The sequence below is a fragment of the Nakamurella sp. PAMC28650 genome (genome assembly GCF_014303395.1).
Taxonomy (GTDB): Bacteria; Actinomycetota; Actinomycetes; order Mycobacteriales; family Nakamurellaceae; genus Nakamurella.
The window spans coordinates 4,175,190-4,200,841 of sequence record NZ_CP060298.1; the positions used below are offsets into that span (position 1 = coordinate 4,175,190).

Annotated in this window: 22 protein-coding genes; 11 read left to right on the forward strand and 11 right to left on the reverse strand. The window is 67.3% G+C overall.

Features of this window, described 5'->3' with window-relative positions; translation table 11 throughout:
- The first annotated feature begins 84 nt into the window (after positions 1–84).
- From H7F38_RS18900 to H7F38_RS18910, 3 genes are all read left to right on the forward strand, one after another.
- Positions 85–1,083, forward strand: a complete 999-nt coding sequence (locus tag H7F38_RS18900; protein ID WP_187091266.1) for a zinc-dependent alcohol dehydrogenase family protein — start codon at positions 85–87, stop codon at positions 1,081–1,083.
- 213 nt (positions 1,084–1,296) lie between these two features.
- On the forward strand, positions 1,297–2,886 hold the full coding sequence (locus H7F38_RS18905) for an aldehyde dehydrogenase family protein (protein WP_187091267.1): 1,590 nt from the start codon (positions 1,297–1,299) through the stop codon (positions 2,884–2,886).
- 109 nt (positions 2,887–2,995) lie between these two features.
- Entirely contained in the window at positions 2,996–3,895 is a 900-nt protein-coding gene (locus tag H7F38_RS18910; RefSeq protein ID WP_187094825.1) for a mechanosensitive ion channel family protein, read from the forward strand.
- Positions 3,896–4,010: 115 nt separating this feature from the next.
- Here the strand turns inward: H7F38_RS18910 and H7F38_RS18915 are convergent, their stop codons facing one another.
- A complete protein-coding gene (locus H7F38_RS18915; protein WP_187091268.1) occupies positions 4,011–4,388 on the reverse strand; it encodes a hypothetical protein in 378 nt (125 codons plus the stop codon).
- A 204-nt stretch (positions 4,389–4,592) separates the two neighbouring features.
- Here H7F38_RS18915 and H7F38_RS18920 point away from each other — a divergent pair, with 204 nt between their 5' ends.
- From H7F38_RS18920 to H7F38_RS18940, 5 genes are all read left to right on the forward strand, one after another.
- Positions 4,593–5,030: a pyridoxamine 5'-phosphate oxidase family protein gene (locus H7F38_RS18920; protein ID WP_187091269.1), complete on the forward strand. Its 438-nt coding sequence runs from the start codon at positions 4,593–4,595 to the stop codon at positions 5,028–5,030.
- Positions 5,031–5,108: 78 nt separating this feature from the next.
- Positions 5,109–6,023: a universal stress protein gene (locus H7F38_RS18925; protein ID WP_187091270.1), complete on the forward strand. Its 915-nt coding sequence runs from the start codon at positions 5,109–5,111 to the stop codon at positions 6,021–6,023.
- A 349-nt stretch (positions 6,024–6,372) separates the two neighbouring features.
- On the forward strand, positions 6,373–6,786 hold the full coding sequence (locus H7F38_RS18930; protein WP_187091271.1) for a hypothetical protein: 414 nt from the start codon (positions 6,373–6,375) through the stop codon (positions 6,784–6,786).
- Positions 6,787–7,142: 356 nt separating this feature from the next.
- Positions 7,143–8,642 carry an AAA family ATPase gene (locus H7F38_RS18935; protein WP_222618173.1) on the forward strand — a complete coding sequence of 500 codons (1,500 nt, stop codon included), beginning with the start codon at positions 7,143–7,145 and terminating at the stop codon, positions 8,640–8,642.
- A gap of 180 nt (positions 8,643–8,822) precedes the next feature.
- Positions 8,823–9,866, forward strand: a complete 1,044-nt coding sequence (locus H7F38_RS18940) for a zinc-dependent alcohol dehydrogenase family protein (protein ID WP_187091272.1) — start codon at positions 8,823–8,825, stop codon at positions 9,864–9,866.
- Between the two features lie 40 nt (positions 9,867–9,906).
- Here the strand turns inward: H7F38_RS18940 and H7F38_RS18945 are convergent, their stop codons facing one another.
- From H7F38_RS18945 to H7F38_RS18960, 4 genes are all read right to left on the reverse strand, one after another.
- Entirely contained in the window at positions 9,907–10,920 is a 1,014-nt protein-coding gene (locus tag H7F38_RS18945) for a dihydroorotate dehydrogenase-like protein (protein WP_187091273.1), read from the reverse strand.
- Positions 10,917–14,549: a pyruvate:ferredoxin (flavodoxin) oxidoreductase gene (gene nifJ / locus H7F38_RS18950; RefSeq protein WP_187091274.1), complete on the reverse strand. Its 3,633-nt coding sequence runs from the start codon at positions 14,547–14,549 to the stop codon at positions 10,917–10,919. Before nifJ ends, H7F38_RS18945 begins: the two co-directional genes overlap by 4 nt.
- A complete protein-coding gene (locus H7F38_RS18955; RefSeq protein ID WP_370531390.1) occupies positions 14,513–16,141 on the reverse strand; it encodes an NAD(P)-binding protein in 1,629 nt (542 codons plus the stop codon). Before H7F38_RS18955 ends, nifJ begins: the two co-directional genes overlap by 37 nt.
- A 337-nt stretch (positions 16,142–16,478) precedes the next feature.
- On the reverse strand, positions 16,479–17,540 hold the full coding sequence (locus H7F38_RS18960; RefSeq protein WP_187091276.1) for a Vms1/Ankzf1 family peptidyl-tRNA hydrolase: 1,062 nt from the start codon (positions 17,538–17,540) through the stop codon (positions 16,479–16,481).
- 475 nt (positions 17,541–18,015) lie between these two features.
- Between H7F38_RS18960 and gap the strand changes: the two genes are divergently transcribed.
- Both gap and H7F38_RS18970 read left to right on the forward strand, forming a co-directional pair.
- Entirely contained in the window at positions 18,016–19,017 is a 1,002-nt protein-coding gene (gap, locus tag H7F38_RS18965) for a type I glyceraldehyde-3-phosphate dehydrogenase (protein WP_187091277.1), read from the forward strand.
- Between the two features lie 105 nt (positions 19,018–19,122).
- Positions 19,123–19,374 (forward strand): dsRBD fold-containing protein, encoded by a 252-nt coding sequence (locus H7F38_RS18970; protein ID WP_187091278.1) that lies wholly within the window; start codon positions 19,123–19,125, stop codon positions 19,372–19,374.
- A 93-nt stretch (positions 19,375–19,467) separates the two neighbouring features.
- Here the strand turns inward: H7F38_RS18970 and H7F38_RS18975 are convergent, their stop codons facing one another.
- Genes H7F38_RS18975 through H7F38_RS19000 form a run of 6 tightly spaced genes read right to left on the reverse strand, consistent with a single transcriptional unit; the run spans position 19,468 to position 24,489 of the window.
- The gene (locus H7F38_RS18975) at positions 19,468–19,899 is read right to left on the reverse strand and encodes a hydrogenase maturation protease (protein ID WP_187091279.1); all 432 of its coding nucleotides are present in this window, start codon (positions 19,897–19,899) and stop codon (positions 19,468–19,470) included.
- 35 nt (positions 19,900–19,934) lie between these two features.
- Positions 19,935–21,227, reverse strand: a complete 1,293-nt coding sequence (locus tag H7F38_RS18980) for a Ni/Fe hydrogenase subunit alpha (protein ID WP_187091280.1) — start codon at positions 21,225–21,227, stop codon at positions 19,935–19,937.
- Positions 21,224–21,991 (reverse strand): oxidoreductase, encoded by a 768-nt coding sequence (locus H7F38_RS18985; protein WP_187091281.1) that lies wholly within the window; start codon positions 21,989–21,991, stop codon positions 21,224–21,226. The genes H7F38_RS18980 and H7F38_RS18985 overlap by 4 nt, the downstream gene beginning before the upstream one ends.
- Complete coding sequence (locus H7F38_RS18990; RefSeq protein WP_187094827.1) at positions 21,991–22,806, reverse strand: FAD/NAD(P)-binding protein; 816 nt, start codon at positions 22,804–22,806, stop codon at positions 21,991–21,993. The genes H7F38_RS18985 and H7F38_RS18990 overlap by 1 nt, the downstream gene beginning before the upstream one ends.
- 10 nt (positions 22,807–22,816) lie before the next feature.
- On the reverse strand, positions 22,817–23,281 hold the full coding sequence (locus H7F38_RS18995; RefSeq protein ID WP_187094993.1) for a Crp/Fnr family transcriptional regulator: 465 nt from the start codon (positions 23,279–23,281) through the stop codon (positions 22,817–22,819).
- A complete protein-coding gene (locus H7F38_RS19000; protein WP_187091282.1) occupies positions 23,278–24,489 on the reverse strand; it encodes a 4Fe-4S dicluster domain-containing protein in 1,212 nt (403 codons plus the stop codon). The genes H7F38_RS18995 and H7F38_RS19000 overlap by 4 nt, the downstream gene beginning before the upstream one ends.
- Positions 24,490–24,712: 223 nt before the next feature.
- Between H7F38_RS19000 and H7F38_RS19005 the strand changes: the two genes are divergently transcribed.
- A complete protein-coding gene (locus tag H7F38_RS19005; protein ID WP_187091283.1) occupies positions 24,713–25,597 on the forward strand; it encodes a fructose bisphosphate aldolase in 885 nt (294 codons plus the stop codon).
- Positions 25,598–25,652: the final 55 nt, after the last annotated feature.

Here is a 25,652-nt window from a genome sequence, read left to right on the forward strand (position 1 = left end):
GCCGAAGGTCCCGGACCTTCGGCCCTGCCGCCAGGGGCCTTTCGGCGATGGCCCCGAAGCCAGGGCCGGTGGCAGCATCGCCTGATGCAAGCCTGGGTGGTAGCGCGCTGCGCACCGATCGACGAGGGGCCCCTGCGGCGCGTGGAGCGGGACCTGGCCGAGCCGGGACCCGGGCAGGTGCGGGTCGCCGTGACCTGCTGCGGGGTCTGCCGTACCGACCTGCACCTGGCCGAGGGCGACCTGCCCCCGCGCCGCCCGTCGGTCGTGCCCGGACACGAGGTGGTCGGCCGGGTCACGGCGCAGGGGGCCGGGTCCGTCCGGTTCGCCGTGGGCGACCGGGTGGGTGTTCCGTGGTTTGCCGGCGCCGACGGGAGCTGTCGATATTGCCGACGTGGCGACGAGAACCTTTGCTCATCATCGACTTTCACAGGATGGGACCATGATGGGGGCTACGCCGACGCCATCCTGGTCGACCAGCAATTTGCCTACCGACTGCCGGATGCCATCGAGGACGAGCAGGCCGCTCCGCTGCTGTGCGCCGGCATCATCGGGTACCGGTCCCTGCGCGCGACCCGGATGCCGGCCGGCGGCGCGCTGGGAATCTACGGGTTCGGTGGCAGCGCCCACCTCACCGCCCAGATCGCCCTCCACCAGGGTCTCAGGGTGCATGTGCTGACCCGCGGCGAGCACAACCGCCGGTTGGCGCAGGAACTCGGGGTCGATTCTGTCGGAGAGCAGGCCGATGCACCCCCGGAGCCGCTCGACGGCGCGATCCTGTTCGCCCCGGCCGGTGAATTGGTACCGGTCGCATTGCGGGCCCTGGACGCCGGCGGAACGTTGGCCGTGGCCGGAATCTGGCTGTCGGCCATACCGCCGCTGGACTACGCCGGCGAACTGTTCCGGGAACGACGCCTGCGCAGTGTGACCGCGAACACCCGGCGGGACGGCGAGGAATTCCTGCAACTGGCCGAGCGGTTCAAGATCCGCGCAACCACCAGCGCCTACCCGATGGCCGAGGCACCCAGAGCGCTCTCCGATCTTGCCCATGGCCGGTTCGGCGGCGCCGCCGTGCTGCACAACTAGCGCGAAATGCCATCGCCGGCAACGTATCCGGTCGACCGGGCGGCGGTCGACCGGTTCGCGGTGTGCGATCGGAGACGCCGTAGGACGTTCGGGCCGCAGCGCAGGGTCGTTCGACTCTGCTGGACGGCGGCGGTACGGCGTTGACTCGAAGGAGTGAGGCATCACCTCTCACGCCCGCAGCAATCCGTATCGACATCGAGGAAGAAGCTCGCCATGACGACCTACCTGGAACCTCCCCTGGTCAGCGGCCCGGTCACTCCGGCACCGCCCGCCGGCACCGTCTACGCCCGACCGGGCACGGCCGGGAGCATCGTGCCCCTGCGCACGAGGTACGAGAACTTCATCGGCGGCGAATGGCGAGCACCGACCAAGCGGAACTACGCCGTCGACCTCGCGCCGGCCACCGGCCTGCCGATCGCAGAATTCGCCCGCTCCACGGTCGAGGACATCGACCTGGCCGTCGCAGCGGCGACCAGGGCATTTCCGGCCTGGGCCGCCACCACCACGACCGACCGGGCGGCCGTGCTGAATGCGATCGCCGATCAACTCCAGGCCCACCTGGAACAGATCGCCGTGTTGGAATCCTGGGAGAACGGAAAGCCCGTCCGCGAGACCCTGGGAGCGGACATTCCCTTGGCCATCGACCATTTCCGGTACTTCGCGGCCGCCATCCGTACCCAGCAGGGCAGCATCAAGAAGCTGTCGGCCAACCTCGTCTCCTACCACTTCTTCGAGCCGATCGGCGTGGTCGCCCAGATCATCCCGTGGAATTTCCCGATTCTGATGGCCGCCTGGAAGCTGGCCCCGGCACTGGCCGCGGGCAACACGGTGGTGCTAAAACCCGCGAGTGCCACCCCGATCTCGATCCTGTACGTGATGGAACTGATCCAGGACATCCTGCCCCCGGGCGTCATCAACATCGTCAACGGGAGCGGGGCAGCTCTCGGCCGACCGCTGGTAGAGCACGACGGGGTCGGCAAGGTCGCGTTCACCGGATCCACCTCGACCGGTCGCGAGATCATGGGCTACGCCATCAAGAACATCATTCCCTCCACGATGGAACTGGGCGGCAAATCGCCGAACGTCTTCTTCGACGACGTCGCCCGCTACCGGGATGACTTCTACACGAAGGCAATCGAGGGCTTCACCATGTTCGCCCTCAACAAGGGCGAAATCTGCTCCTGCCCCTCGCGTGCACTGCTGCAGAACGGCCTCGTCAACGGAGACTTCCTGCACGACGCCGTCGACCGGGTGAAGCGCATCGTGGTCGGCGACCCACTGGACACCGCCACCGAGATGGGCCCGCAGAACAGCCTGGACCAGATGGAGAAGATCGGCGTCTACCTCAAGCTCGGTCCGCAGGAGGGCGCGAAGGTCCTCACCGGCGGAGCGCCCGCAGAGATGTCGGGCGACCTGGCGGGCGGCTACTTCATCCAGCCGACGGTCTTCCAGGGGACGAACGACATGCGGGTCTTCCAGGAGGAGATCTTCGGCCCGGTCGTCACGGTGGCGTCCTTCGGCGACTACGACGACGCCATCGGCATTGCCAACGACACCATCTACGGGCTCGGCTCCGGCGTGTGGAGCCGCGACACAGACCTGACCTATCGGGCCAGCCAGGACATCAAGGCCGGACGCGTCTGGGTCAATACCTACAACCAGTACCCGGCTGGCGCCGGGTTCGGCGGCTACAAGCAGTCCGGATATGGCCGCGAAACGGATCAGCAGACCCTCAGCAACTACCAGGAGGTCAAGAACGTGCTGTCGAACCACGACCCGAAGGCGCTCGGCTTCTTCGTCTGACCGTGCGATCCGACAGGCGACGACCTCGCCAGGCGGCTCGATCCCATCCGGACGGGCCGCCTTCGGAGCGGGTGAGGTGAGGAGGTTCGACGTGACCGTTCTGAACGACATGGGTACCTGGGCCAGGGGCAACGGACTGCAGATCGTGCTGCTGGTCCTGGGGTCGATCCTGCTCGGACGGATGGTCAGGTGGACTTCGACCAGGATCACCGAGCGAATCGACGCTCGTAGCGACGGTGACGACGCGCTCGTCAAGTCCGAGGCGGCGAAGCATCGACACGTGTTGGCACAGGTGATTTCCTGGACGGTGCTGGTCGTCGTCTACGCCATCGCGGGCGTGCTCGTGATCGAGCTCCTCGGTGTCCCGTTGGCCGGATTCGTCGCGCCCGCCACGGTCATCGGGGTGGCGCTGGGATTCGGAGCCCAACGTGTGGTGCAGGACCTGCTGACCGGATTCTTCGTGATCGCCGAGCGCCAGTACGGCTTCGGTGACCTGATCCGCATGTCGGTCATCGGAGTCCCGGTGCCGGTGCTGGGCACCGTGGAGGACGTCACCCTGCGGGTCACCACCGTCCGGTCGACCAACGGCGAGGTGGTCATCACCCCCAACGGCCAGATCGTGCAGGTGACGAATCTGTCCCGGGACTGGGCCAGGGCCGTCATCGATGTGCCGGTCCCCGCAACCGCGGACGTGACCAAGGTCAGTGAGCTGCTCCGACAGGTCGGGCTGGCGGCGTTCGCGGACCGCGAGCTGCAACCGCTCCTGTTGGATGCGCCGACGGTGATGGGCGTCGAGTCGCTGGAAGTCGACCAGTTCAAGATTCGACTCGTGGCGAGAACGCTTCCGGGTAAACAGTTCGAGGTCGGCCGCGCGCTGCGGATGCGCATCACCGGAACTCTATCGCAGGCGGGCATCAACCTGCCTGCCGCGTTGGACACGAGTGCGTTGGACACCAGTGCGCCGGACGCGGTCGCCCTGGACGCCGCGACGCCGGTGACCACCTCATGAGGCGGCCGCGCAACGGCCCGCGCACGTCGACGGTCGCCCTCCTCGGCTGCTTCCTTGCGGTGCTGGCCACGTATCTGCTCGTGCGACCCGCTCCGGCTGCGGTGCCGGCGCCCACCTACGTGGTGGGCATCGTGAGTACACCACCGCCGACGTCGCCACCTTCCGACCCGACCACCACACCTACTGCTGGGAAACGGGTTTCGGTCAGTTCTTCCCCACCGTCGACTGTTCCTCCCACCACCCGGGCCGGCACGGGGCGGTCGTCCGGACCAGCGCCCGCTGCCCCGTCCACGTTCGCTCCGACCACGACGCCGGACACCTCGGCCACGCCGAGAGCGACGACGCCCGCGACCACCGGGGCCCTCACGAGTGCAGCTCTGCCCGGCACCTCGGGAAGTTCTCTCCCGTCCTCCGGAAAGGTTCCCTCCGGCCAGGTCCCCCTGACGACGTCGACGCCGGGGCGGGCCGGCCCCTCCGGCGCCACGGCCGCCACCGCCGCGCCCCGTGTGACGCAATAGCGGGATGCGCCTCCCTCGCCGACAAACAGGCCTTCATCCACGACATCCGGGCAGGCCCAGGGTCCTGGGGACCTTTGGCACTGTCGGGACAACACCCGGCCACCTACCGTGAGGCTCTACCCACCAGTCCGTCGGCGGGCTCCGTACCCCGTCACCAGATCCTCAAGAAGGACAACGCAATGACGACATCTGCAAGACCGATCGATCATTCGGGGCTAGAGGTATTGACGATCGCGGACTGCCTCTACCACCTCGGCACCGCGCGGGTCGGCCGCGTCGCGTTCGTGTCAGACGGGCACCCGGTCATCCTGCCGGTCAACCACGGGATGGATGGCGACGAGGTGGTGTTCCGGACGAACATCGGGTCGAAACTGTCTGCGGCCCAGCAGGAACTTCCGGTCGCGTTCGAGGTCGACGGCATCGACGCCGACCGCCGCGCAGGTTGGAGTGTGCTGGTACGCGGCACCGCCCGGACCGTCGAAGATCCGGACGAGGTCGCCGCCCTCTACCAACTCGGCATCTGGCCGTGGGCCGATACGGTCCGCCGCGGCCATTGGGTGCGAATCCTGACCCACGAGATCACCGGCCGCAAGATCGTCCACGACTCGGTGGCCTGACGGCGCACCCGGGGAGTCCGCGAGCCTCGCCGGTGGACCGCCCCGGACCCCGCACCCCCGAGCAGGAAGAGGTTGAACTTGAACGGCCCCGAGAATGTGATCATCGTCGGTATCGACGGATCGCCCGCCGCGCAGGCCGCACTGACGTGGGCGGCGAAGGACGCGAGCCGGCGAAAGGCTGCGTTGCATCTGGTGCAGTCCTTCTTCGTCTCCATCGAGTATGCGGGTCCTGGCATGATGGTTCCGCCCCAGGTATTCGACGATGCCCGGAAATGGGCCCAGCGTTCTCTGCGCGACGCCCGGACCGATGCCCTGAGAGTCGATCCTGATCTGGTGGTCATGACCACCGTGCATGCGGAGAGACCTTTCGTCGCACTGCGCAACGCCTCGAAGAATGCGTTGATGACGGTGGTCGGTTCCCGCGGTATGGGCATGATGAGCGAGATCCTGCTGGGATCTGTCGCGATGAACCTGGCCACTCATGCCCATTCGCCGGTCGTTGTGGTGCACGCTGATCCGGATGGCGACCCACCCCCGGCGCCGGCCGCGCCCCATGCTCCGGTGATGGTCGGTCTGGACGGGTCCCCGGAATCCGACGTTGCCCTGGCCTTCGCTCTGGAGGAGGCGTCCCTCCGGGGTGCGCCACTGGTGGCCGTGCACGGCTGGGACGACGCGCCGCTCAACGGGTTCCAGCGGGTCTATGCGCTGGAAATGGACCGTACCGTCATCGACGAGGACGAACGACGTCTGCTGGCCGAACAGCTGGCCGGGTCCGCGACCAGATATCCGGACGTCAAGATCCGACAATTGGTCGAGCGCGGGCACGCCGGCGCCTCGTTGCTGCGCACCTCGCAGGACATCCCTCCCTGCCTCCTGGTCGTCGGGTCGCGCGGACGGGGCGGATTCGCCGGTCTGCTGCTGGGTTCGACCAGCCATCGCCTGGTCATCCACGCGGCGTGTCCGGTGGCCGTCGTGCGCATCGAGCAGCCATAGGCAGCCAATCACCCCCCGCAGCGCGCCGGCACCGGCGTCAATCCCCTTCCTGCACTCAGACGATCTGAACAGTCCTGCGTGACCACCGAGATCAGACCACCTCTGGTCTGAGACGTAGATCCGCCACCGCCGCATTCTTCGACGTAGCGGCGATCGGTGCTGGAGTCTCGGGGTGGGCGATGCCGACGGTCGATCCTTTCGCTCGGCATCGTTCATGGTCGAAGCCGAGCGGGTCGCCAGGCAGTGGTCGAGGCCGATGGATCTTTCGAGCTGTCGAGGGCGGTACCGTCGTCGGGAGAGCAGGACGCGTGACACCGCCCGAGGTGCCGCCGTGCCGAGAGGACCGGACATGACCTCAGTCGATGGCGCTTCCGAGCGCGACAACGGACGACGCGAACGAGCCGTGGACGCGCGGGAAACTTTGGCCGAACAGCGCGAATCAGCACTGGACGAGCGTGAAGCACGTGCGGACGGACAGGAAGACGCACCGGCCGAGCGAGCTGTCAAAGCCCAGGAAATCCTGGCCCTGGCGGACGAGAGAGACCTGCGCGCGGACGGACGGGACCTCGAAGCGGACAAGCGTGAACAGACGGCAAGCCTGCAGTCCTTCCTGCACGACCGTCAAGGTCGCGACGACGGTCATGACGCGGCGCACAAGGCCAGGGTGTCGTCCGCGCTCGACAGATTGGACTCGAAGATCGACCGGAAGTCCTCCGCCGAAGACAGGTCCGCGCTCGTCGGCGACTCGGCTGCAGAACGTTGAACCTGTTCGGAACCTGTTCCGCGTAAGCGTCGAGGCGTCGCCCCGGGTCGACGGGCCAGAGCAGAATCGCCCGGTTGAATGCCCGGTTGAATAATGTGCGGTATCGAGTCTGCTAACCGTCAGAACGATTTCATGCTCTACGTAAGCGTTTCAAGACGCCGGTGATCTCGTCGATCGCGAGGACCTCCGGGACCTCGGGGCTGCGGTCTCGACCTTCGCATCGTCCCCGGAGGCGACGATCACCACTGTGCGTCAGCAAATTCAACGACCGCGACTACAACTCGAAGACCGCAGCAATTGCTCGACCAGCCACGGTCTACCGTTCAGTCGTACCCCAGCGAAAGGGGGAGCATGCCGTGGACACCGACGACGAACAGGTACCCGTGGTGATCATCCCGGGACCACCGGCCGAGATCAGGGAAACCCACAGTGGAATCGTGGTTCTCGTCGGCGACCGTGCGTTCAAGTTCAAGAAGCCCGTCGACCTCGGCTTCCTCGACTTCCGCACCGAAGCAGCCCGCAGACGGGTCTGCTGGCGGGAACTCGAGCTCAATCGACGGCTCGCGCCCGATGTGTACCTCGACGTCGCAACCCTGGCCGGTTCCGACGGACAGGTCGACGAACACGTCATCGTCATGCGCCGGATGCCGGAGGCGCTGCGGCTGTCCACGATGGTTCGTCGGGGCGCCGATGTCGAGGGCGACCTGCGTCAGCTCGCCCGGTCGATCGCAGAATTCCACGCCGGCGCCGAACGTGGACCGCAGATCGCGGCCGCGGGTCGCGCGGCCGCACTGCGCCACCGGTGGACCGACAACCTCGCCGAGACCGAGAAGTTCCTCGGCACAACCATGGATACGCGGCTGCATCAACGCATCGGCGAGTTGGCGCTGGGGTACATCGACGGCCGCGCACTGCTGCTGGCCGACCGCGCCGCCCGCGGGATGATCGTCGACGGCCACGGGGACCTGATCGCAGAGGACATCTTCTGCCTGCCCGACCATCCACGAGTGCTGGACTGCCTCGAGTTCGACGACCAGTTGCGGTTCGTCGACGTGCTCGACGACGTCGCATTCCTGGCCATGGATCTCGACTATCTCGGTCGCCCCGACCTGGCCGAGCACTTCCTGGACTGCTACCGCGAATTCAGCGGCACCGACACGGCGACATCGCTGCAGCATCACTACATCGCCTATCGGGCTTTCGTCCGGGCGAAGGTGTCCTGCATCCGTGCCGCCCAGGGCGTGCCGACCGCGGCCGCCGAGGCGGACGGGCACGCCCGGCTGGCGCTGGCCCATCTGGAAGCCGGCGAGGTGACGCTCACCCTCGTCGGCGGCGCGCCGGGCACCGGAAAGTCCACCCTGGCCGCCGGTCTGGCGGAGCACTTCGATGCGGTGCTCCTGCGTTCGGACACGATTCGTCAGGAACTGGTGGGCACCGATCCGGGTGATCGATATAGCGACCAGTCAAAAATGGCCACCTACCAGGAACTGCTGGGCCGTGCCCGCCTTGCACTCGAGACCGGACATTCGGTGATCGCCGACGCAACCTGGGCCGGCGCCGCCGTGCGCGAACTTGCGTCCGAGGTCGCCCGCGCCAGTCGCAGTCGATTGATAGCCATCGAATGCACTGCGCCGCTGGATCTTTCGGCTGCACGCGCCCAGCATCGTCTGGAAGGGGGCGAGGACGTCTCCGAAGCCGGCACTGTCATCGCTCGTCAACTGGCCACCAGCCGGGACCCGTGGCCAGAAGCGTCTTCGATCGACACCTCCACCTCGGCTGCGAAATCGCTCGTCGCCGCCGGTGACCTGTTCCCTCGAAGACTGCGACCACACGTCGTGTCCACGCTGCCTTCCTGACCTCCTGCCTTCCTGACCTCCTGCCTTCCTGACGTCCACCGTCGGTCGCCGACCGGTCGACTCCGCTCGTTCGGTGAACGGCCCGAAAATCCGGGACACGAAGGGTCTTTCGGCCCTGCCGCCGCGGCGACAGCGGATCACACTCGAGGGAGGGAACACCACGATCTGCAGGAGATTGCCATGAAAGCTCTCGTCTACCACGGTCCCGGCCTCAAGAGCTGGGACGACGTGCCCGACCCGCGAATCGTCCAGGAGACCGATGCGATCGTCCGCGTCGATACGACGACGATCTGCGGGACCGATCTGCACATCCTCAAGGGCGACGTGCCCGAGGTGCCGCCCGGCCGGATCCTCGGCCACGAGGCGGTGGGCACGGTCGAGGCGATCGGCTCCAACGTGAGTACCGTGCGACCGGGCGACCGGGTGCTGGTGTCGTGTGTGAGCTCGTGCGGACGGTGCCGTTACTGCCGCGAGGCCCGCTACGGGCAGTGCCTCGGCGGCGGCGGCTGGATCCTCGGCTACAAGATCGACGGCACCCAGGCCGAATACGTCCGAACCCCGTTCGCCGACACCTCTCTGTACCCCATCCCGGCCGGGGTCCACGACGAGGCGATCCTGATGCTGGCCGACATCCTGCCGACCTCCTACGAGGTGGGCGTGATCAACGGCGGCATCCGTCCCGGCGACACCGTCGCGGTCGTGGGAGCGGGCCCCATCGGGCTGGCCACGATCCTCTGCGCCCGGCTCTTCAGTCCCTCGCACATCGTCGCGATCGACCTCCTCGACGCGCGGCTCGAGGCGGCCAAGCACTTCGGTGCCGACGTCACGATCAACCCGTCGCGCGAGGACCCGGCCAATCGCATCAACGGTCTCACCGGCGGTCTCGGCGCCGACGTGGCGATCGAGGCCGTCGGAGTACCGGAGACCTTCGAGATGTGCACCCGACTCGTTCGACCGGGCGGACATGTGGCCAACGTCGGCGTGCACGGCAAGCCCGCCACCCTGCACCTGGAGGACCTCTGGATCCGCGACATCACGATCACCACCGGCCTGGTCGACACGTGGTCCACACCGACGCTGCTGAAGCTGGTGAGCTCCGGGCAACTCGACGCGGGCACGTTCGTCACGCATCGTTTCGCCCTCCCCGCGATCGTCGAGGCCTACGACACGTTCGCCCGCGCAGGCGATACGGGAGCCATCAAGGTGGTGCTGAGCCAACCGTGACCGCTTGTCCCGTGGGCATCCGGCTCGGGCTCGCTCCGGGCTAGGTCCAGCCGTAGAGCCTGCTGTTGGCGTCCCGCATGGCACGGACGTAACCGCTTCGCTCGTGCTCCTGCGCGTCGGTCTCCGCCGGCACGGCCAGCAACCCGCGGAGCTCGCCCACCGTTCCGAATCCCTTGCGCTGCATCCATTCGGTCAGACCGTCCAGCAACACCCCGGCGTGTGCTGCTCCGTGCCTCAGCAACGCGGAGGTGGTCATGACGACGTCTGCGCCGGCCAGCAGGTAGTTGACGACGTCGGTCGGGCTCTCGACCCCCGTGGTCGCGGCCAGCGACGCGCTCACCCGTCCACTCAGCAGGGCGATCCAGGTCCGCGGCAGCCGGGCCTCCGTCGGGTGCGACAGCCCCACGGCCGCCGCCACGGTGATGGTCTCCGCATCGATGTCGGGCTGCAGGAACCGGTTGAACAGGACCAATCCGTCGGCGCCGGCCTGGTCCAGACGTAGCGCCACTTCCCCGATGGAGCTGAAGTACGGGCTGAGCTTGACCGCGATCGGGACGGTCACCGCCTGCTTGACCGCGGCCAGGATGTCCAGATGGCGTTGTTCGACGTCGCGACCCGACGTGTGCGGATCTCCCGGAAGGTAGTAGATGTTGAGCTCTATCGCTGCCGCACCGGCCTCCTGCATCGCAGTGGCGTAGCGGGTCCATCCGCCGGGAGTGGTGCCGTTGAGGCTGCCGATCACCGGCACGTCGACGGCAGCGACCGAGCGCTCCAGCAGACTCAGGTACTGGCGTGGGCCCGGCTCGTCCGTGGTCGACGGCGGAAAGTAGGACAGTGCCTCGCCATAGCTGTCGGCACCTTCGTCGACCAGGCGTGCGTTGAGCTCCGCCTCGCGCCGCAACTGCTCCTCGAACAGGGAGTAGAGCACCACCGCACCGACCCCGCCGTCGGCCAGACTGCGCACGCCGTCCACTGTCTGCGACAGCGGGGACGGGGAGGCAACCAACGGATTCCGCAGCTGCAGACCAAGGTAGCTGGTCCCGAGACCCTTCACCGGTCCTGGCCGGCCTGGGTCGGGAACCGGTGGGCACCAGAGGTTGCCATCTCTTCGTAGACCTGCCAGCGCTGGGCGACGGCCTCCTCGGCCAGGCCCAGCAGACGTTCGGCCTCCTGCGGATGGGAGTTCACCAGGGAGCGGTACCGCAGTTCACGGTAGATGTAGTCCGAGAGCGGAATCCGTGGTCGCGGAGAATCCAGCAGGAATGGACTCTTCCCGGCCGCCCTTGCGACCGGGTCGTAGCGGATGAGCGGCCAGTACCCACTGGCCACCGCGCGGTACTGCTGGTCGAGACCGTTGCGCATCTCGATGCCGTGCGCGATGCAGTGGCTGTAGGCGATGATCAGCGAGGTGCCTTCGTAGGCTTCGGCCTCCCGGAAGGCCTCGAGGGTCTGCTGCGGATCGGCGCCCATCGCCACCCGGGCGACGTAGACGTTGCCGTAGGCAACGGCCTGGAGCGCGAGATCCTTCTTCGGCACGGTCTTCCCCGCCGCGGCGAATTTCGCGACGGCACCCAGCGGCGTTGCCTTCGACATCTGTCCACCCGTGTTCGAGTAGACCTCGGTGTCCAGCACCAGCACGTTCACGTTCCGCCCACTGGCCAGTACGTGGTCGAGTCCTCCCGAACCGATGTCGTAGGCCCAACCGTCGCCACCGACGATCCAGACACTGCGTCGGACCAGATTGTCCGCGACGCTGCCCAGGTCGGCGACCACGGGCCCGGCGAGATCGCCGAGCCGGCGCTTGAGTTCGGTGACCCTGACCTGCTGGGCCTGCAACTCGGATTCGCGGATCTGAGGTGCCTGCAGGATGTCGTCCACCAGTTCCGACCCGAGGACGTCCCGCAACTCTGCCAGCCGGCGGCGGGCCAGGGCGGCGTGTCCATCGGCCGCCAACCGGAAGCCGAGGCCGAATTCGGCGTTGTCCTCGAACAGCGAGTTCGACCAGGCCGGGCCGCGCCCCTGCGCGTTGGTCGTCCACGGCGTGGTCGGGAGATTGCCGCCGTAGATGGACGAGCAGCCGGTCGCGTTGGCGATCATCAGCCGGTCACCGAACAGCTGGGACAGTACCTTGAGGTACGGCGTCTCACCGCACCCGGCACAGGCACCCGAGAATTCGAAGAGCGGTTCCAGGAACTGCGTTCCGCGCACCGTACCGAAATCGACCCTGGACCGGTCGCTCACCGGCAGCGTCTCGAAGAAGGCGATGTTGTCGCGCTCCACAGGCACCAGCGGCTCCCTTGCACCGAGGTTGATCGCCTTGATGACGGGATCACCGGGGGCCACCACGGGGCACACCTCGACACAGAGGCCGCAGCCGGTGCAGTCTTCGATGTAGACCTGCAGCGTGTAGCGGGTGTCGGGCAGGCCGACGGCGTTCAGCGGCGCCGAGGCGAACTCGTCCGGGGCACCGGCCAGCTGCGACTCGTCGTAGTGCTTGGAACGGATCACGCTGTGCGGGCAGACGAAACTGCAGTTGCCGCACTGGATGCAGGAGTCCGCATCCCACACCGCGACCAGTTCCGAGATGTTCCGCTTCTCGTAGGCGGCCGTTCCGCTCGGATAGGTGCCGTCCACCGGCAGAGCGCTGACCGGTAGCGCGTCGCCGCGGCCGGCCATCATCTCCGCCGTGACGGTGCGGACGAACTTCGATGCACGGACCGGGACCAGCGGCAGCAGCTCCCTGGTCGCCGTCACGCGGTCGGGGATCCGGATCCGGTGCAGTCCCTCCAGGGCGTGGTCGACGGCGGCCTGGTTGCGCTGCACCACATCGGTTCCGCGCCGGCCGTAGGACTTGGTGATCGCACCCTTGATCTTGGCGATGGCCTCCTCCTGCGGGAGTACGCCGGCGATCGCGAAGAAGCAGGTCTGCAGGACGATGTTGATCCGTCCGGCCAGACCGGCCTCACGCGCGATCCGCCCGGCGTCGACCGCGTACAGGACGATGCCCTTGGCCAGGATCTGCGCCTGGACCGGGCGCGGAAGTGCGTCCCACACGGCATCCGCCGGCTGTGGGCAGTTCACCAGCAGGGTGGCACCCTGCGCCGCCCGACCCAGGATGTCGACCTCATCGAACAATCCGAACTGGTGGCAGCCGACGAAGCTCGCGTTCCCGACCAGGTAGGGCGCCTGGATCGGTCGCGGCCCGAACCGGAGGTGCGAGACGGTCCGCGAGCCGGACTTCTTCGAATCGTAGACGAAATAGCCCTGGGCGTAGAGGTTCGGCTGCTCGCCGAGAATCTTGATGGTGTTCTTGTTCGCCCCGACCGTCCCGTCGGACCCGAGCCCGAAGAAGATCGCCCGCACGGTGTCCGGCGGCTCGATGTCGAAGGTGGGGTCGTAGGCGATGCTGGTACCGGAGACATCGTCGTCGATCCCGACGGTGAACCGGCGCCGGGGCCGCTCGAGGGCGATCTCGGTGAACACGCCGGCCACCATGGCCGGGGTGAACTCCTTGGACGACAGACCGTATCGACCACCGAACACGCGGGGCATCACCGCACGCTCGCCGTCGGCATGGGCCCCGCTGAGCGCAGCGACCACGTCGAGGTAGAGCGGCTCGCCGATCGAGCCCGGCTCCTTCGTGCGGTCCAGCACAGCAATCCGCCGGACCGATGCCGGCAGGGCGGCGAGCAGCGCCTCGGTCGGGAACGGACGATAGAGCCGCACCTGCAGGACGCCGACCCGCTCCCCCCGCTCGTGCAGCGCTGCAACGGTTTCCTTGACCGTTTCCCCGCCGGAGCCCATCAGGATGAGCACCCGCTCGGGTGCCGGGTGACCGCTGTAGTCGACGAGGTGCAGGGGCCGGCCGGTGCGCGCGCCCAGACGGGTCATCAGGTCCTGAACCATCTGCGGAGTCCTGGCGTAGAACGGGTTCACCGTCTCCCTGGCCTGGAAGTAGACGTCCGGGTTCTGGGCGGTCCCGCGGATGAACGGTCGCTCGGGCGAGAGCGCCCGGTCCCGGTGCGCGCGCACGAGATCGTCTCCCACCAACGCCCGCAGATCGTCGTCGGAGAGCATCTCGATGGTGTTCAGCTCGTGGGACGTCCGGAACCCGTCGAAGAAGTGCACGAACGGTACCCGTGTCGCGAGGGTGGCCGCGTGCGCGATCAGCGCCAGGTCGTGGGCCTCCTGCACGGACGCCGACGCCAGTAGCGCAAATCCGGTCTGCCTCACCGCCATCACGTCGGAATGGTCCCCGAAGATCGACAACCCCTGCGCGGCCAGGGATCGGGCCGCCACATGGATGACCGTCGAGGTCAGTTCCCCGGCGATCTTGTACATGTTGGGAATCATCAGCAGCAAGCCCTGCGAGGCGGTGAAGGTGGTCGACAGCGCTCCGCTCTGCAGCGCCCCGTGCAGAGCGCCGGCCGCGCCACCCTCGCTCTGCATCTCCATCACGGCCGGAACGGTGCCCCAGACGTTGGGCCGCCCCAGACTCGACCACTCGTCGGACAACTCGGCCATCGGGGTCGCCGGGGTGATCGGGTAGATGCAACACACCTCGTCGAGTCGGTAGGCGACCGATGCGGCCGCCTCGTTGCCGTCGATGGTCGCGCGGGTGACGCCGTCACCGGGGGTGGATGCGGTCACTGCGAGAGCATCTCGATCGCGTGCACGGGGCATTGTTCGTAGCACGCTCCGCAACCCGTGCAACGGCTCTCGTCGATCCGATAGCGGTGGCCGACCCCCAGCTTGATCACCGCATCCTCCGGACAGGCGCCCAGGCACCCGTCGCACTCGGTGCAATTTCCACAGGACAGACACCGGCCCGCCTCGAACGCCGCCGCTTCGGGACCCAGGCCACCCACCACCTCGGCGAAACCGGCCAGCCGGTCCTCCGAGGCGAGCTCCGGTTGCCGCCGGCGCGCGGCGTCACCGAAGAACCACAGGTGCAGTTTGTCGAAGGTCGCCAGCGGGTGCTTGGCCACGTTCGCCGTCGAGGTTCCGCGCAGCCAGGCATCGATGTGCGTCGCCGCCTTCTTCCCGTGCCCCACGCCCACCGTGACCGTGCGCTCCCCCGGCACCATGTCGCCGCCCGCGAATACCCCGGCGCATCCCGTCATCATCGAACCGGAAACCTGCACCGTGCCGTCGCGATCGAATTCCACCCCGGTCAGGCCGCGAAGAAATCCGGTGTCCGTCTCCTGGCCCAGCGCCAGGATCACCGTGTCGGCGGCCAGGGTTTCGAACCGCCCGGTCGGCTGCGGGAAACCGGATTCATCGAGTTCCATGACCTCGACCTGCAGGGTGGCGCCGTCCACCGCGGTGATCGTGCGGAGCCAATTGATCCGGATGCCTTCGCGTTCGGCGTCCTGCGCCTCCTCCTCGCGGGCCGGCATCTGCTCACGGGTGCGGCGATAGACGATCACCGCCTCGTCGGCGCCGAGCCGGCGGGCCACCCTGGCCGCATCGATCGCAGTGTTCCCGCCGCCGTAGACCGCCACCCGATGCCCGATGACCGGTCGCTCGCCCGCGGCGACGTCATGCAGGAACGACACGGCGTCGATGACCGGCCCGGCGTCGCGTGCCGGGATGTCGACCCGTTTGGCCAGGTGTGCGCCGACTGCGACGAAGACCGCATCGAATTCGCCGTCGGTCCGCTCTGCGGCCAGATCCTCGACGCGGTGATCGCAGACGATCCGCACCCCCAGTTCGGTGATGCGGTGCAACTCCGCATCCAGGACGTCGCGGGGCATCCGGTAGGCCGGTATGCCGTACCGCATCATCCCTCCGGGTTCGGCTCCCGCGTCGCGGATCTCGACCTCGTGACCCAGCCGCGCCAGGTGATAGGCGGCCGAGAGTCCGCTGGGACCGGCACCGATCACCAGCACCCGCTTGCCGGTCCGGTTCGGTGGCGGGTCGAACATCCAGCCATTTTCGCGGGCGAGGTCCCCGAGGAACCTCTCCACCGAGTGAACCGAGACCGCACTGTCGAGATCTGCTCTGTTGCAGACTGTTTCGCACGGGTGATAGCACACCCGCCCGTGGATCGCGGGCAGTGGGTTGTCGGCGACCAGTTCGCGCCACGCCTGCTCGTGGCGGCCGGCCTTGGTCAGCGCCAGCCATGCCTGGATGTTCTCCCCTGCCGGGCACCCGGCGTTGCACGGTGGCAGCAGATCGACGTAGACCGGCAGACGCTGCCGGACCGGTCCGGCCCGGGAATGCCCGTGCAGAAGATCCGGCAACCACGTGAGGTCCTTGGGCGATCCGGTCATCATCCAGCTCCCCTCGGCGCGCACACTGCCGCCGTGGCCAAACATAAGGCTGCAGAGGGTAAACGGCAAGCCCGGCCCGGTGAGGTCACTGGCTGTGCAGTCACCGGAACCGGCAGATCGCCGGTGCCGCAGCGGTTGGCCCTGCAGCACCTTGATTCCGGGCGGGAGGGCGATTTCGTGGTGGGTCGATTACCGATCAATTGCCCGCTGTGCAATCGACCTGGATACCACCGGATGGAGACCGAATACTTCGATCGATGGTGGCTGATGGCGGCGTATACCCAGGGCGGGATCGATTTCCACACATGTCGCGCACCCGGCCGGCGATACCCGGGCATCACCGGTACCGCAGCACTGCACCGATACCACTGGGTGCGAGTTCCGCGCTTCCGGCCGGGACGACCCGTACCTGTGCGTCGGCCGCCAGCGCAGCTCGAACCGCGACATCAGCCAGGGCGGCGGACTGTGGGTCGGCGACCCCCGCGGCGATCAGAGCCTCCGCGGAGGCGGCGACCTGGGTCGGTTCGGCGCCGCACCAGGCACGGTTGCGCTCGGAGCGGGTCGGGTCGAGCAGGAGCACTCCGACCTGACCGGCGGACAGGGCCGACAGCGTTGCCTCCGATCCGGTGACGGCCAGCCCATGTGGTCGGCCGTCGTTGAAATCCCTGATGACGGCGGCGGTGTCGGCGTCGGCCACGACGGCCGCTGCTGCGGCGCTGCGAATCAGAGCTTCCTCCGGGTGACTCTGGTCGCCGTCGATGACCGTGATGAGATCGGCCACCCGGACGGGAACCTGTTGCATCAGGAACTGGACCGCGCGGACATCTCCGCAGACCGCGACAAGGCGCGGTTCTTGCTGATCGACGAGTCTGGTCAGTGCGTGTGCCACGTCGCCGGCATGGGATTCCCACCGATTCTCCGCCCGTTGCTGGAAGCGGCGCTGCGACCAACCGCGCGGCGCCGAGCGGGTGATGTCCAGATCGTCCCCCTCGACCTGGTAGATCAGATCCGGTCGGTCCGGCTGGACTTCGAACAACTCCGCTCCGAGTCGGTCGGTGATCACCAGGACATGGGACAGCATCGGCTGGGTCGCGATCAGAAGGGGCAGCAGGCTGGCCACCGGGGAGACCACGGCGTGCTCGATGTCCGCGGCACCGGGCAGATGAGCGACGTAGAGCAGTCCGGAATGGCTGGCCATCGCCACCAGGGTCTCACCGGAAAGGTAGGAATCGGCGACGGCGGAGTCCACCGCTGCGAGGGTCACCTCCGCAGCCCCTTCCTGGGAAAGCGAACGACGCATGTTCCTCCAGCGCAACGCCACCAGAGCCGACGCTTCGGGCACCGCACCGGCGGTGGTCAGATACACCGACACCACCGGTCCGACAGCACTGAGCACCATGGAGGGAATGGCCAGAATCGGCGTCGGACGATGAGTGACAACGTGTGTGGCGATGACATTCTCCTGATCTGGGATGACGGGCGACAGCGGTGTCTGCGGGCCAGCCAGCTGTCGCCGGCGCCCGATGTCCCACCGTGGTGAACGACATCGGCGTGCACTCTTCGGGCTCCGCCGGGCGTCATGGTCTCAGCGTGTGCCGGGGACGGAGGATCACGGCAGGGTACAAAGTCCTGCCTGACGAGCCGAAGTACCAATGGCGGATCGAGACGTGGTCATCAGGGCCTGAAGCCTGCGGGGTCGGGACTTTCGGCCCTGCTCAGCCGGTTCGCCCAGCGCTTACGCTCGCCCCAACTCGGGAAGGAACGGTAGAAATGACATTCGACAACACAGCCCCCACATCGCAGGAGGGCAGCGGCGCCTCCAACGGTCTGCGGTGTGCCCCGGTCGGCGCAGCCCGGCTCCTGGAGATGGCGGCATGAGCACCAGGATCGGCATCAACGGCTTCGGCCGGATCGGCCGGAACTACCTGAGGTCGGTCATCGACGCGCCCGACCTCGAGGTGGTCGCGGTGAACGATGTGTTCGACTCCGCCACGATGGTGCGGTTGCTCCGGTTCGACAGCACGTTCGGCCCATTTCGCCGTGACGTCGTCGATCTGGGCAACGCCATCAGCATCGATGGACGCAAGATCGTCGTCAGCGCCGAACGCGACCCCGCCAAGCTCGCCTGGCACGACAACGGCGTCGAGGTGGTCATCGAGTCGACCGGTAAGTTCCGGACCCGGGAGACCGTTGCGGCGCACCTGACGGCCGGAGCGTCGAAGGTGCTGATCTCGGCACCGGGCAAAGGGGTCGACGCGACGATCGTGCTCGGCGTCAACGACGAGATCTACGACCCGGTCAACCATCACATCATCTCCAATGCCTCGTGCACGACGAATTGTGTCGCTCCGATGGTCAAGGTGCTGCTCGATGCATTTGGAATCGAGAAGGGATACATGACCACCGTGCACGCCTACACCAATGACCAGAACCTGCTCGACGGGCCGCACAAGGACCCCCGCCGAGCTCGGTCGGCAGCGGTGAACATCATCCCGACCACCACCGGGGCCGCCCGCGCCGTCGGAGAGGTATTGCCCGCCATGAAGGGTCGCCTCGATGGTGTCGCACTGCGGGTGCCGGTCGTCGACGGTTCGCTGGTCGACCTCGCGGCCCTGCTCGAGCGGGACGTCACGGTGGACGAGGTCAACGCTGCCTTCGAGGCGGCCGGAGCTGCCGGCCCGCTGGCGGGGCGGCTCCGCTACACCACCGACCCGGTGGTGTCCTCCGACGTCATCGGCGACTCCGCATCCTGCCTCTTCGACTCGAGTCTGACCCAGGCGTCCGGAAAATTCGTCAAGGTATTCGGTTGGTACGACAACGAATGGGGCTACACGGCTCGGCTCGTCGACCTCACCCGCCTGGTGGCGAAGACCTGAACCGCTGACCGAGTTCGGCCACCAGGGCCGAGGCAGAGGATCGAGAAGCGGTCGACCCCATCGCGATGGGCCGGCCGTTCCACCCGTCACGAGAAGGGCCTGTCCATGGAGCACGTCGCGAAATGGCATGTCACGCTGTATTTCTTCGACCACGAGGAAGGCACCACCGCGCGAGCGGTGTTGACGACAGGGGTCACCACGATCCATGGGGAAGGCCATACCGGGCGCAATCCCGACGACCGACCGGTGACGGAGATCGGGACAGGGCTGGCGGCAGGCAGGGCGCTGGCCGATATGGCCGCTCAACTGATGGCCGTCGGCGCAGACGACGTAGCGGGCGTGTCCTCACCCGGTTGACGATCCCGGCGGCAGGGTCGTCAACCGGTGGAGGGTGGCCGGCGGCGATCAAGGAGCACTTCCGACGGCCGATCAGCCGCCCGACCCGCCTTCTCACCCGCCCAACTCGGCCAGGATCAACCGGCACAGCTCGGGAATGGCTGCTGCGACTCTTTCGGACAGACCCAGGCCGGCGTCGGTGTTCTGGACCTCGACGCCGAACAGCACGAGGCGTCGCGGGATCCGGTCGAGCGCTTCGGCCAACCTGATGGCGTCCGTGACCCCGAGGCCGTGGGTGTTGCCACCGGTAGCCCGCCCCACCGCCGGTCCGCGATGAATCCGTCCCGGGGTCGCCGACTCGCACCGCACGGCGTCCACGAGGACCGCGAGGTCCACCCCGGTGAACGCGTCCAGCAGGCTGGTGGCCTCGCCGTCCATCACGGTGACCGAGACCCCCGGCAGGTGCAGGGTTTCGATGGTGGCGACCGCGGCCGGGCCGATCCCGTCGTCGTGACGGTACGGATTGCCGATTCCGATGACTGCCACCCTGGGCTGCGACGGCCGAACGACCACCCCCTGGATCACAGCCGGTGCACGGTGAGGTCGAGAAAGTGTGTGGCGCAGGAGATACAGGGATCGTAGTTCCGAATGGTCCGCTCGCACACATGCGCCAGAGCGGCGTCGTCGAGATCCCGGTTGGCCTCGACGACGGCGAGCAGGTCGCCCTCGATGGCCGCCTGGTTCTGCGAGGTGGGGGGAACGATCGTGGCCGAGAGGATGAGGCCCTCCGCATCCAACTCGTAGCGGTGGTAGAGCAGACCGCGCGGGGCCTCGCTCACGCCGTGTCCGACACCGGCGCGAGGAAGTACCGGCTCGGCAGCCACGTCGGGGCGGACGTAATCGGCGATCAGGCGCAGCGCCTCGTCGATCGCATAGACCACCTCGACGGCCCGCACCACGATGCTGCGGAAAGGGTTCCGGCACACCGGACCCAGGCCGGCTGCGGCCGCGGCCTGCCGGGCCAGGGGCGAGAGCTGGGCCGAGTTGAGGCTGTACCGGGCCAACGGCCCGGTGAGGTATCGGCCCCCGTCGAGAGTGGCGTGCAGGGCGGTCGAATGCGATACCTGATGCTCCACCACGTGATCAGGGAACTCGGCGGCCGAGAAGTCCAGGCCACCGGAGGACCGGACTCGGCCGGACTCGATCGCATAGTGGTCCGGATGGTGGACCGCCAGCAGTTCGACCTCCAGATCGACCCCGGGAAAGTCGAGGGTGCCGACGAACTCGACGGTCGCCAGCGCGTCGTCGAGGGCATGTCGCAACTGCTCGGCCAGGACGGCCAATTCGGACTTCGTCGGTGCTCGGTGGAAGCCACCGACCCGAGGATTCACCGGATGGATCGCTCGACCGCCGACCATCTCCAGGATCGCATTGCCGGACTTCTTCAGCCGTAGACCCCGCTCGACGACCGCCCGATGATCCCGCGAGAGGGTGATGGCGTCCGGATATCCGAGGAAGTCGGGGATGTGCAACAGGTAGATGTGCAGGGCATGGCTCGAGATCCATTCCCCGCAGTACAGCAGTCGGCGCAGCGCGGTGATACCCGCTCCGACCTGGATGCCGCAGGCGTCCTCGATGGCGAGCCACGCGCTGGTCTGGTAGGCAACCGGGCAGATTCCGCAGATGCGGGAGGTGATGTCGGCGACCTCGGTGTGTTGCCGGCCGCGCAGAAAAGCCTCGAAAAATCTGGGTGGTTCGTAGATCTGCAGTTCAGCTCGTTCCACCCGACCGTCCTGGATGGTCACCTGCAGGGCACCCTCGCCCTCGACGCGCGCCAGTGACCCGATCCGCAACTCCCGGCTGCGGTCGGTCATCTCTGGACCAGCGGAAGGCGGAAACCGGGCGCGGCGACGTTGAAGGTCGCTAAGACCTTGTCGATCGCCCCCTCGGTCATTCCGCACTCGTGCAGCCGACCGATCATGGCGGGCACATTCGCTCCCGTCATGGGTCCGAAGCAGCCGTAGCAACCACGCCCGACCGCGGGACACAGTGCGCCGCAACCGGCATGCGTCACCGGCCCCAGGCAGGGTGTGTTGCTCGCGACCGTCACGCAGGTCAGACCGCGGCGCTTGCATTCGGTGCAGACGCTGGTGTCGGGAATATCTGGCTTCCGGCCCACCAGGAACGCCGAGATCACCTCCAGCAACTGGTGTTTGTCGATGGGGCACCCTCGTAACTCGAAGTCCACCGGGACATGGGCGGAAATGGGTGTCGAAGTGGCCAGGCTCTCGATGTAGGGCGGGCTGGCGTAGACGACCGAGGTGAACTCCTGCACGTCGGCGAAGTTGCGCAGCGCCTGGATACCACCGGACGTGGCACAGGCACCGATCGTCACCAACACCTTCGAGGACGCCCGCACCTGACGAATCCGATCGACGTCCCCGGGGGTGGTGATCGATCCCTCGACGAGCGAGACGTCGTAGGGCCCCGGCAGGACTGCCGACGAGGCCTCCAGGAAATGCGCGATGTGCACCTGACCGGCCAACGTCAGCAGTTCGTCCTCGCAGTCCAGCAGGGTGAGCTGGCAGCCGTCGCAGGACGCGAATTTCCAGACGGCAAGGGTCGGCGTACCAATCATCAGAGTTCCCTGACTGCCAGTAGTGGACGGGCGAGTGCATAATCGACGACCGGGCCGTCGCGGCACACCAACAGGGGGCCCAGTTGGCAGTGTCCGCAGAGACCGACACCGCATTTCATGTTGCGCTCCACGGAGATCCTGATGTCCTTCTCGGCCATTCCCCTGCCGATCAGCACCGCGGCCGAGAAGCGCATCATCGGCTCCGGACCGCAGAGGAACGCTGTCGTCGAACCGGGCCGCAGTTGCAGACGACTCAGAGGCTCGGTGACGAACCCCACCGGACCTGCCCAGTCCTGGGCCGGCTGATCGATGGTGAGTACCACCTCCAGACCCGGTATCGACGCCCACGAGTCGAGCTGCTCACGAAAGAGGAACTCGGACGGGGTGCGCGCGCCGGCGATCAGCACGGTCCGTGGATGATCGGCGCGCCCGTTGATGGCCTCGATCAGCACCGGCCGAAGCGGTGCCAGGCCGACGCCACCGGCCACGATCACCACCTCACGTCCGTAGGCGGAGTCGAACCGCCAGCCGGTTCCGAACGGTCCGCGTGCCCCGAGCACCTCACCGGGAGTCAAGGCGTGCAGGGCGTGACTGACGGCGCCGACGTCGCGGATGGTCTGGGTGAGAATTCCGTCGGCCCTGGAAGCGTCACCGCTGATGGAGATGGCGATCTCACCCACTCCGCGGGCATAGAGCATGGTGAACTGGCCCGGCCGGAACGGTGGAAGCTGCTCCCGTACCGGTTCCAGGTCCAACGTCACCGAGTCGCGCGTTTCCACGTGCCGTCCGATCACCCGGTACGGGATCGGCAGCATCGGATGGAGGTCAGCGTTCACGGGGGTTGGCGTACAGGTCGAGCAGGCGCGCACGGGCGCTCTGCAGTCGGGTCAGCAGTATTTCGCAGAACCCCAGCGCGAGTGGGTAGCCCATGGCCGGTTCGTGTTCGGCAAGTGCGAGCAGACGTGCCGTGTCCAGTTCCATCGCGCTGACCGGGCCGGGCGCGGTCGCAGTGAATTGCCACTGGTGCGGCGGGACCAACCACGACCAGCCCAGGACTTCCCCCGGCCCCAGGGTCTGCACGACGACCTGACCACGCCCGGGTACCTCGGTACTCAGGGCGACCTGGCCGACCTGGATCAGCCAGCACCCGACCGCATCCTGACCTTCTTCGAACAACCGACTGCCGGCGGTGAAATCGACCGGGCGGGCCAGCTGGGCCACCGCTTCCCGTTGGGTCGGCGTCAACCGCTGGAACGGTGCGAATTCGGAGAACTGCTCCGCGCTGGTCACCGGGGGTCCTCCGTCGGGGCGCCCAGACTGCCGAGCACGTCGACGCCGGCCTCGAGGTCGTCCCGCTGGTCGGCCAGGGTGGTGATCTCTGCCGTGATGTCGATACCGACCGGACACCATGCGATGCACCGCCCGCATCCCACGCAGCCCGAGCTGCCGAACTGGTCGTGCCAGGTCCCGAGCTTGTGGGTGATCCACTGCCGGTAGCGGCTGGCGCCCGATGTTCGCACGCTACCGCCGTGCAGATAGGAGAAGTCCGTTTCGAAGCAGGAGGCCCAGCGCTCGGATCTCTCCACCTGCTCGCCGGTGAGATCGGTGAGATCCTCGGTGGTGGTGCAGAAACAGGTGGGGCACACCATCGTGCAGTTCCCGCAGGTCAGACACCGCTGCGCGACGTCCTCCCACAGTGGCGACTCGCGGCTCTGCTGCAGCAGGGCCCGGATGTCCGTGATCGGCATCTGGCGACCCATCCGCTGCGCGGCCGCACCGACGGCTTCGCGCGCGTCGGTGACCTCGGATTCGGTCGCCACCCGATGGGCGAGCAGACCGATTATCCTGGCCCCTGCTTCGGTCCCCACATCCACCAGGAATCGATGCCCGGAGGCGTCGATCCGCTCGGTGAGAGACAGGTCGTAGCCCGGTCCCGGCGCCGGCCCGGTGCCCATCGAGGCGCAGAAGCACACTCCGCCGGGTTCCGTGCAGCCCGCCGCGATGACGAGCAGTCCTGCCCGGCGCCGCGCGAACGCACCGTCGGGACGGGCGCCGCCCCCCAGGACGACTCCGAGCTTCGAAATCGCCGCCAGGTCGCACGCGCGGACACCGAGAAACGCGTACCGCACCGGTACGGGAGCAGAGGCGACGAACTGGTCACCGTCCATCGACCACAGTGGCTGCCGCGGGGGGTGCAGGAACTCTTTCCAGGACTGGGAGCCGGCCGAGTGACCGAAGACGGCCGCATCCGATCGTCTGCGCAGACGGTAGCTGCCCGGGCCGCTGTCCACTCCCCATCCCGACGGCAGTTGATCCCCGGAGAGCAGTTCCTCCAACACGATCGCGTTGTCCCGCACCGTCGGCCCGATCACCCGGTATCCGCTGCTGATCAGGACCTCGACCAGTTCGTCCAACCCGGCCCTGGTCAGGATGACCGGCGCATCCGATTCGATCGCGGCGTTCTCGTTCCCGGCGTTCTCGATCCCGGCCTTCTCCATCACTGCGTCCTCCGCTCAGGGCGATGTAGGGCCACCCACTGGCCATGTTCGCAGGTACTTGTCCGGCTATTGTTCCATTGGAATGAAATACCCGCTACCGCAGAACGGTGCTCATTTTCACCGACTATTTCGGCGCCGATCGGTACACCCAGGTCGGGACCAAAGTCCCTATCAGCCGTGGTCTCTCGGTGATAGAAGGGCATTAGGATGAAAGGAATGCAAAATGAATGCCCAACAGCTCGAGAAGATCAGCAACGCCCCGGGGTTCATCGCCGCGCTCGATCAGAGCGGCGGTAGCACGCCAAAAGCGCTCGACCTCTACGGCCTCGGGGGGGCCTACTCCAACGACGAGGAGATGTTCGACCGGATCCACGAGATGCGCACACGGATCATCACCAGCCCCGCCTTCGACGGTGACCGCATTCTGGGGTCCATCCTGTTCGAGAGGACGATGGACCGACTGATCGCCGGGCAGGGATCGGCCGAGTACCTCTGGGAAGTCAAGCAGGTCGTGCCTTTCGTCAAGGTGGACAAGGGTCTGGCCGACGAGGCGGATGGGGTCCGGCTGATGAAGCCGATGCCTGATCTGGACGCGCTGCTCTCGCGCGCCAGGACTCATGGCGTATTCGGCACCAAGATGCGGTCCGTCATCCAGCTCGCCGACGAAACCGGCATCGCTGCCGTCGTCGGGCAGCAGTTCGAGGTCGGCAGGCACATCCTGGAAAGCGGCCTGATACCCATCATCGAGCCGGAAATCGATATCCACAGCCCGGAGAAGGCGGCCGCCGAAGACCTGCTCCACACCGCCCTGTCGGATCAGTTGGGCCGGTTGCGCGCTGATCAGTTCGTCATGCTCAAGTTGACGCCGCCCGAACAGGACGACCTCTACACCGCGATGGTCGAGCATCCGAATGTGCTCAGAGTGGTGGCGCTGTCCGGCGGCCATTCCCGCGACGAGGCCAATGCCCGTCTGGCGCGCAACCACGGCGTGGTCGCCAGCTTCTCGCGAGCACTCACGGCAGGCCTGACGGCTCAACAGAGCGACACCCAGTTCGACACCACCCTGGACACCTCGATCGAGAGCATCTACCAGGCATCGATGACCTGAGTCCCGTGACGGAGAACGTGGAGGAGGCAGCCCGAGACCTCGAGCGAAGGTCAGG

Excerpts from the sequence above, each read along its gene's own strand:
- H7F38_RS18960 (WP_187091276.1), bottom strand. The coding sequence starts at position 17,540 with ATGGTGCTCAGTGCTGTCGGACCGGTGGTGTCGGTGTATCTGACCACC.
- H7F38_RS18990 (WP_187094827.1), bottom strand. The coding sequence starts at position 22,806 with ATGCTGCCGATCCCGTACCGGGTGATCGGACGGCACGTGGAAACGCGC.
- H7F38_RS18905 (WP_187091267.1), top strand. The coding sequence starts at position 1,297 with ATGACGACCTACCTGGAACCTCCCCTGGTCAGCGGCCCGGTCACTCCG.
- H7F38_RS18930 (WP_187091271.1), top strand. The coding sequence starts at position 6,373 with ATGACCTCAGTCGATGGCGCTTCCGAGCGCGACAACGGACGACGCGAA.
- nifJ (WP_187091274.1), bottom strand. The coding sequence starts at position 14,549 with ATGCCCCGTGCACGCGATCGAGATGCTCTCGCAGTGACCGCATCCACC.
- gap (WP_187091277.1), top strand. The coding sequence starts at position 18,016 with ATGAGCACCAGGATCGGCATCAACGGCTTCGGCCGGATCGGCCGGAAC.
- H7F38_RS19005 (WP_187091283.1), top strand. The coding sequence starts at position 24,713 with ATGAATGCCCAACAGCTCGAGAAGATCAGCAACGCCCCGGGGTTCATC.
- H7F38_RS18985 (WP_187091281.1), bottom strand. The coding sequence starts at position 21,991 with ATGATTGGTACGCCGACCCTTGCCGTCTGGAAATTCGCGTCCTGCGAC.
- H7F38_RS18940 (WP_187091272.1), top strand. The coding sequence starts at position 8,823 with ATGAAAGCTCTCGTCTACCACGGTCCCGGCCTCAAGAGCTGGGACGAC.
- H7F38_RS18980 (WP_187091280.1), bottom strand. The coding sequence starts at position 21,227 with ATGACCGACCGCAGCCGGGAGTTGCGGATCGGGTCACTGGCGCGCGTC.
- H7F38_RS18970 (WP_187091278.1), top strand. The coding sequence starts at position 19,123 with ATGGAGCACGTCGCGAAATGGCATGTCACGCTGTATTTCTTCGACCAC.
- H7F38_RS18900 (WP_187091266.1), top strand. The coding sequence starts at position 85 with ATGCAAGCCTGGGTGGTAGCGCGCTGCGCACCGATCGACGAGGGGCCC.
- H7F38_RS18955 (WP_370531390.1), bottom strand. The coding sequence starts at position 16,141 with ATGACCGGATCGCCCAAGGACCTCACGTGGTTGCCGGATCTTCTGCAC.
- H7F38_RS19000 (WP_187091282.1), bottom strand. The coding sequence starts at position 24,489 with ATGGAGAAGGCCGGGATCGAGAACGCCGGGAACGAGAACGCCGCGATC.
- H7F38_RS18910 (WP_187094825.1), top strand. The coding sequence starts at position 2,996 with ATGGGTACCTGGGCCAGGGGCAACGGACTGCAGATCGTGCTGCTGGTC.
- H7F38_RS18920 (WP_187091269.1), top strand. The coding sequence starts at position 4,593 with ATGACGACATCTGCAAGACCGATCGATCATTCGGGGCTAGAGGTATTG.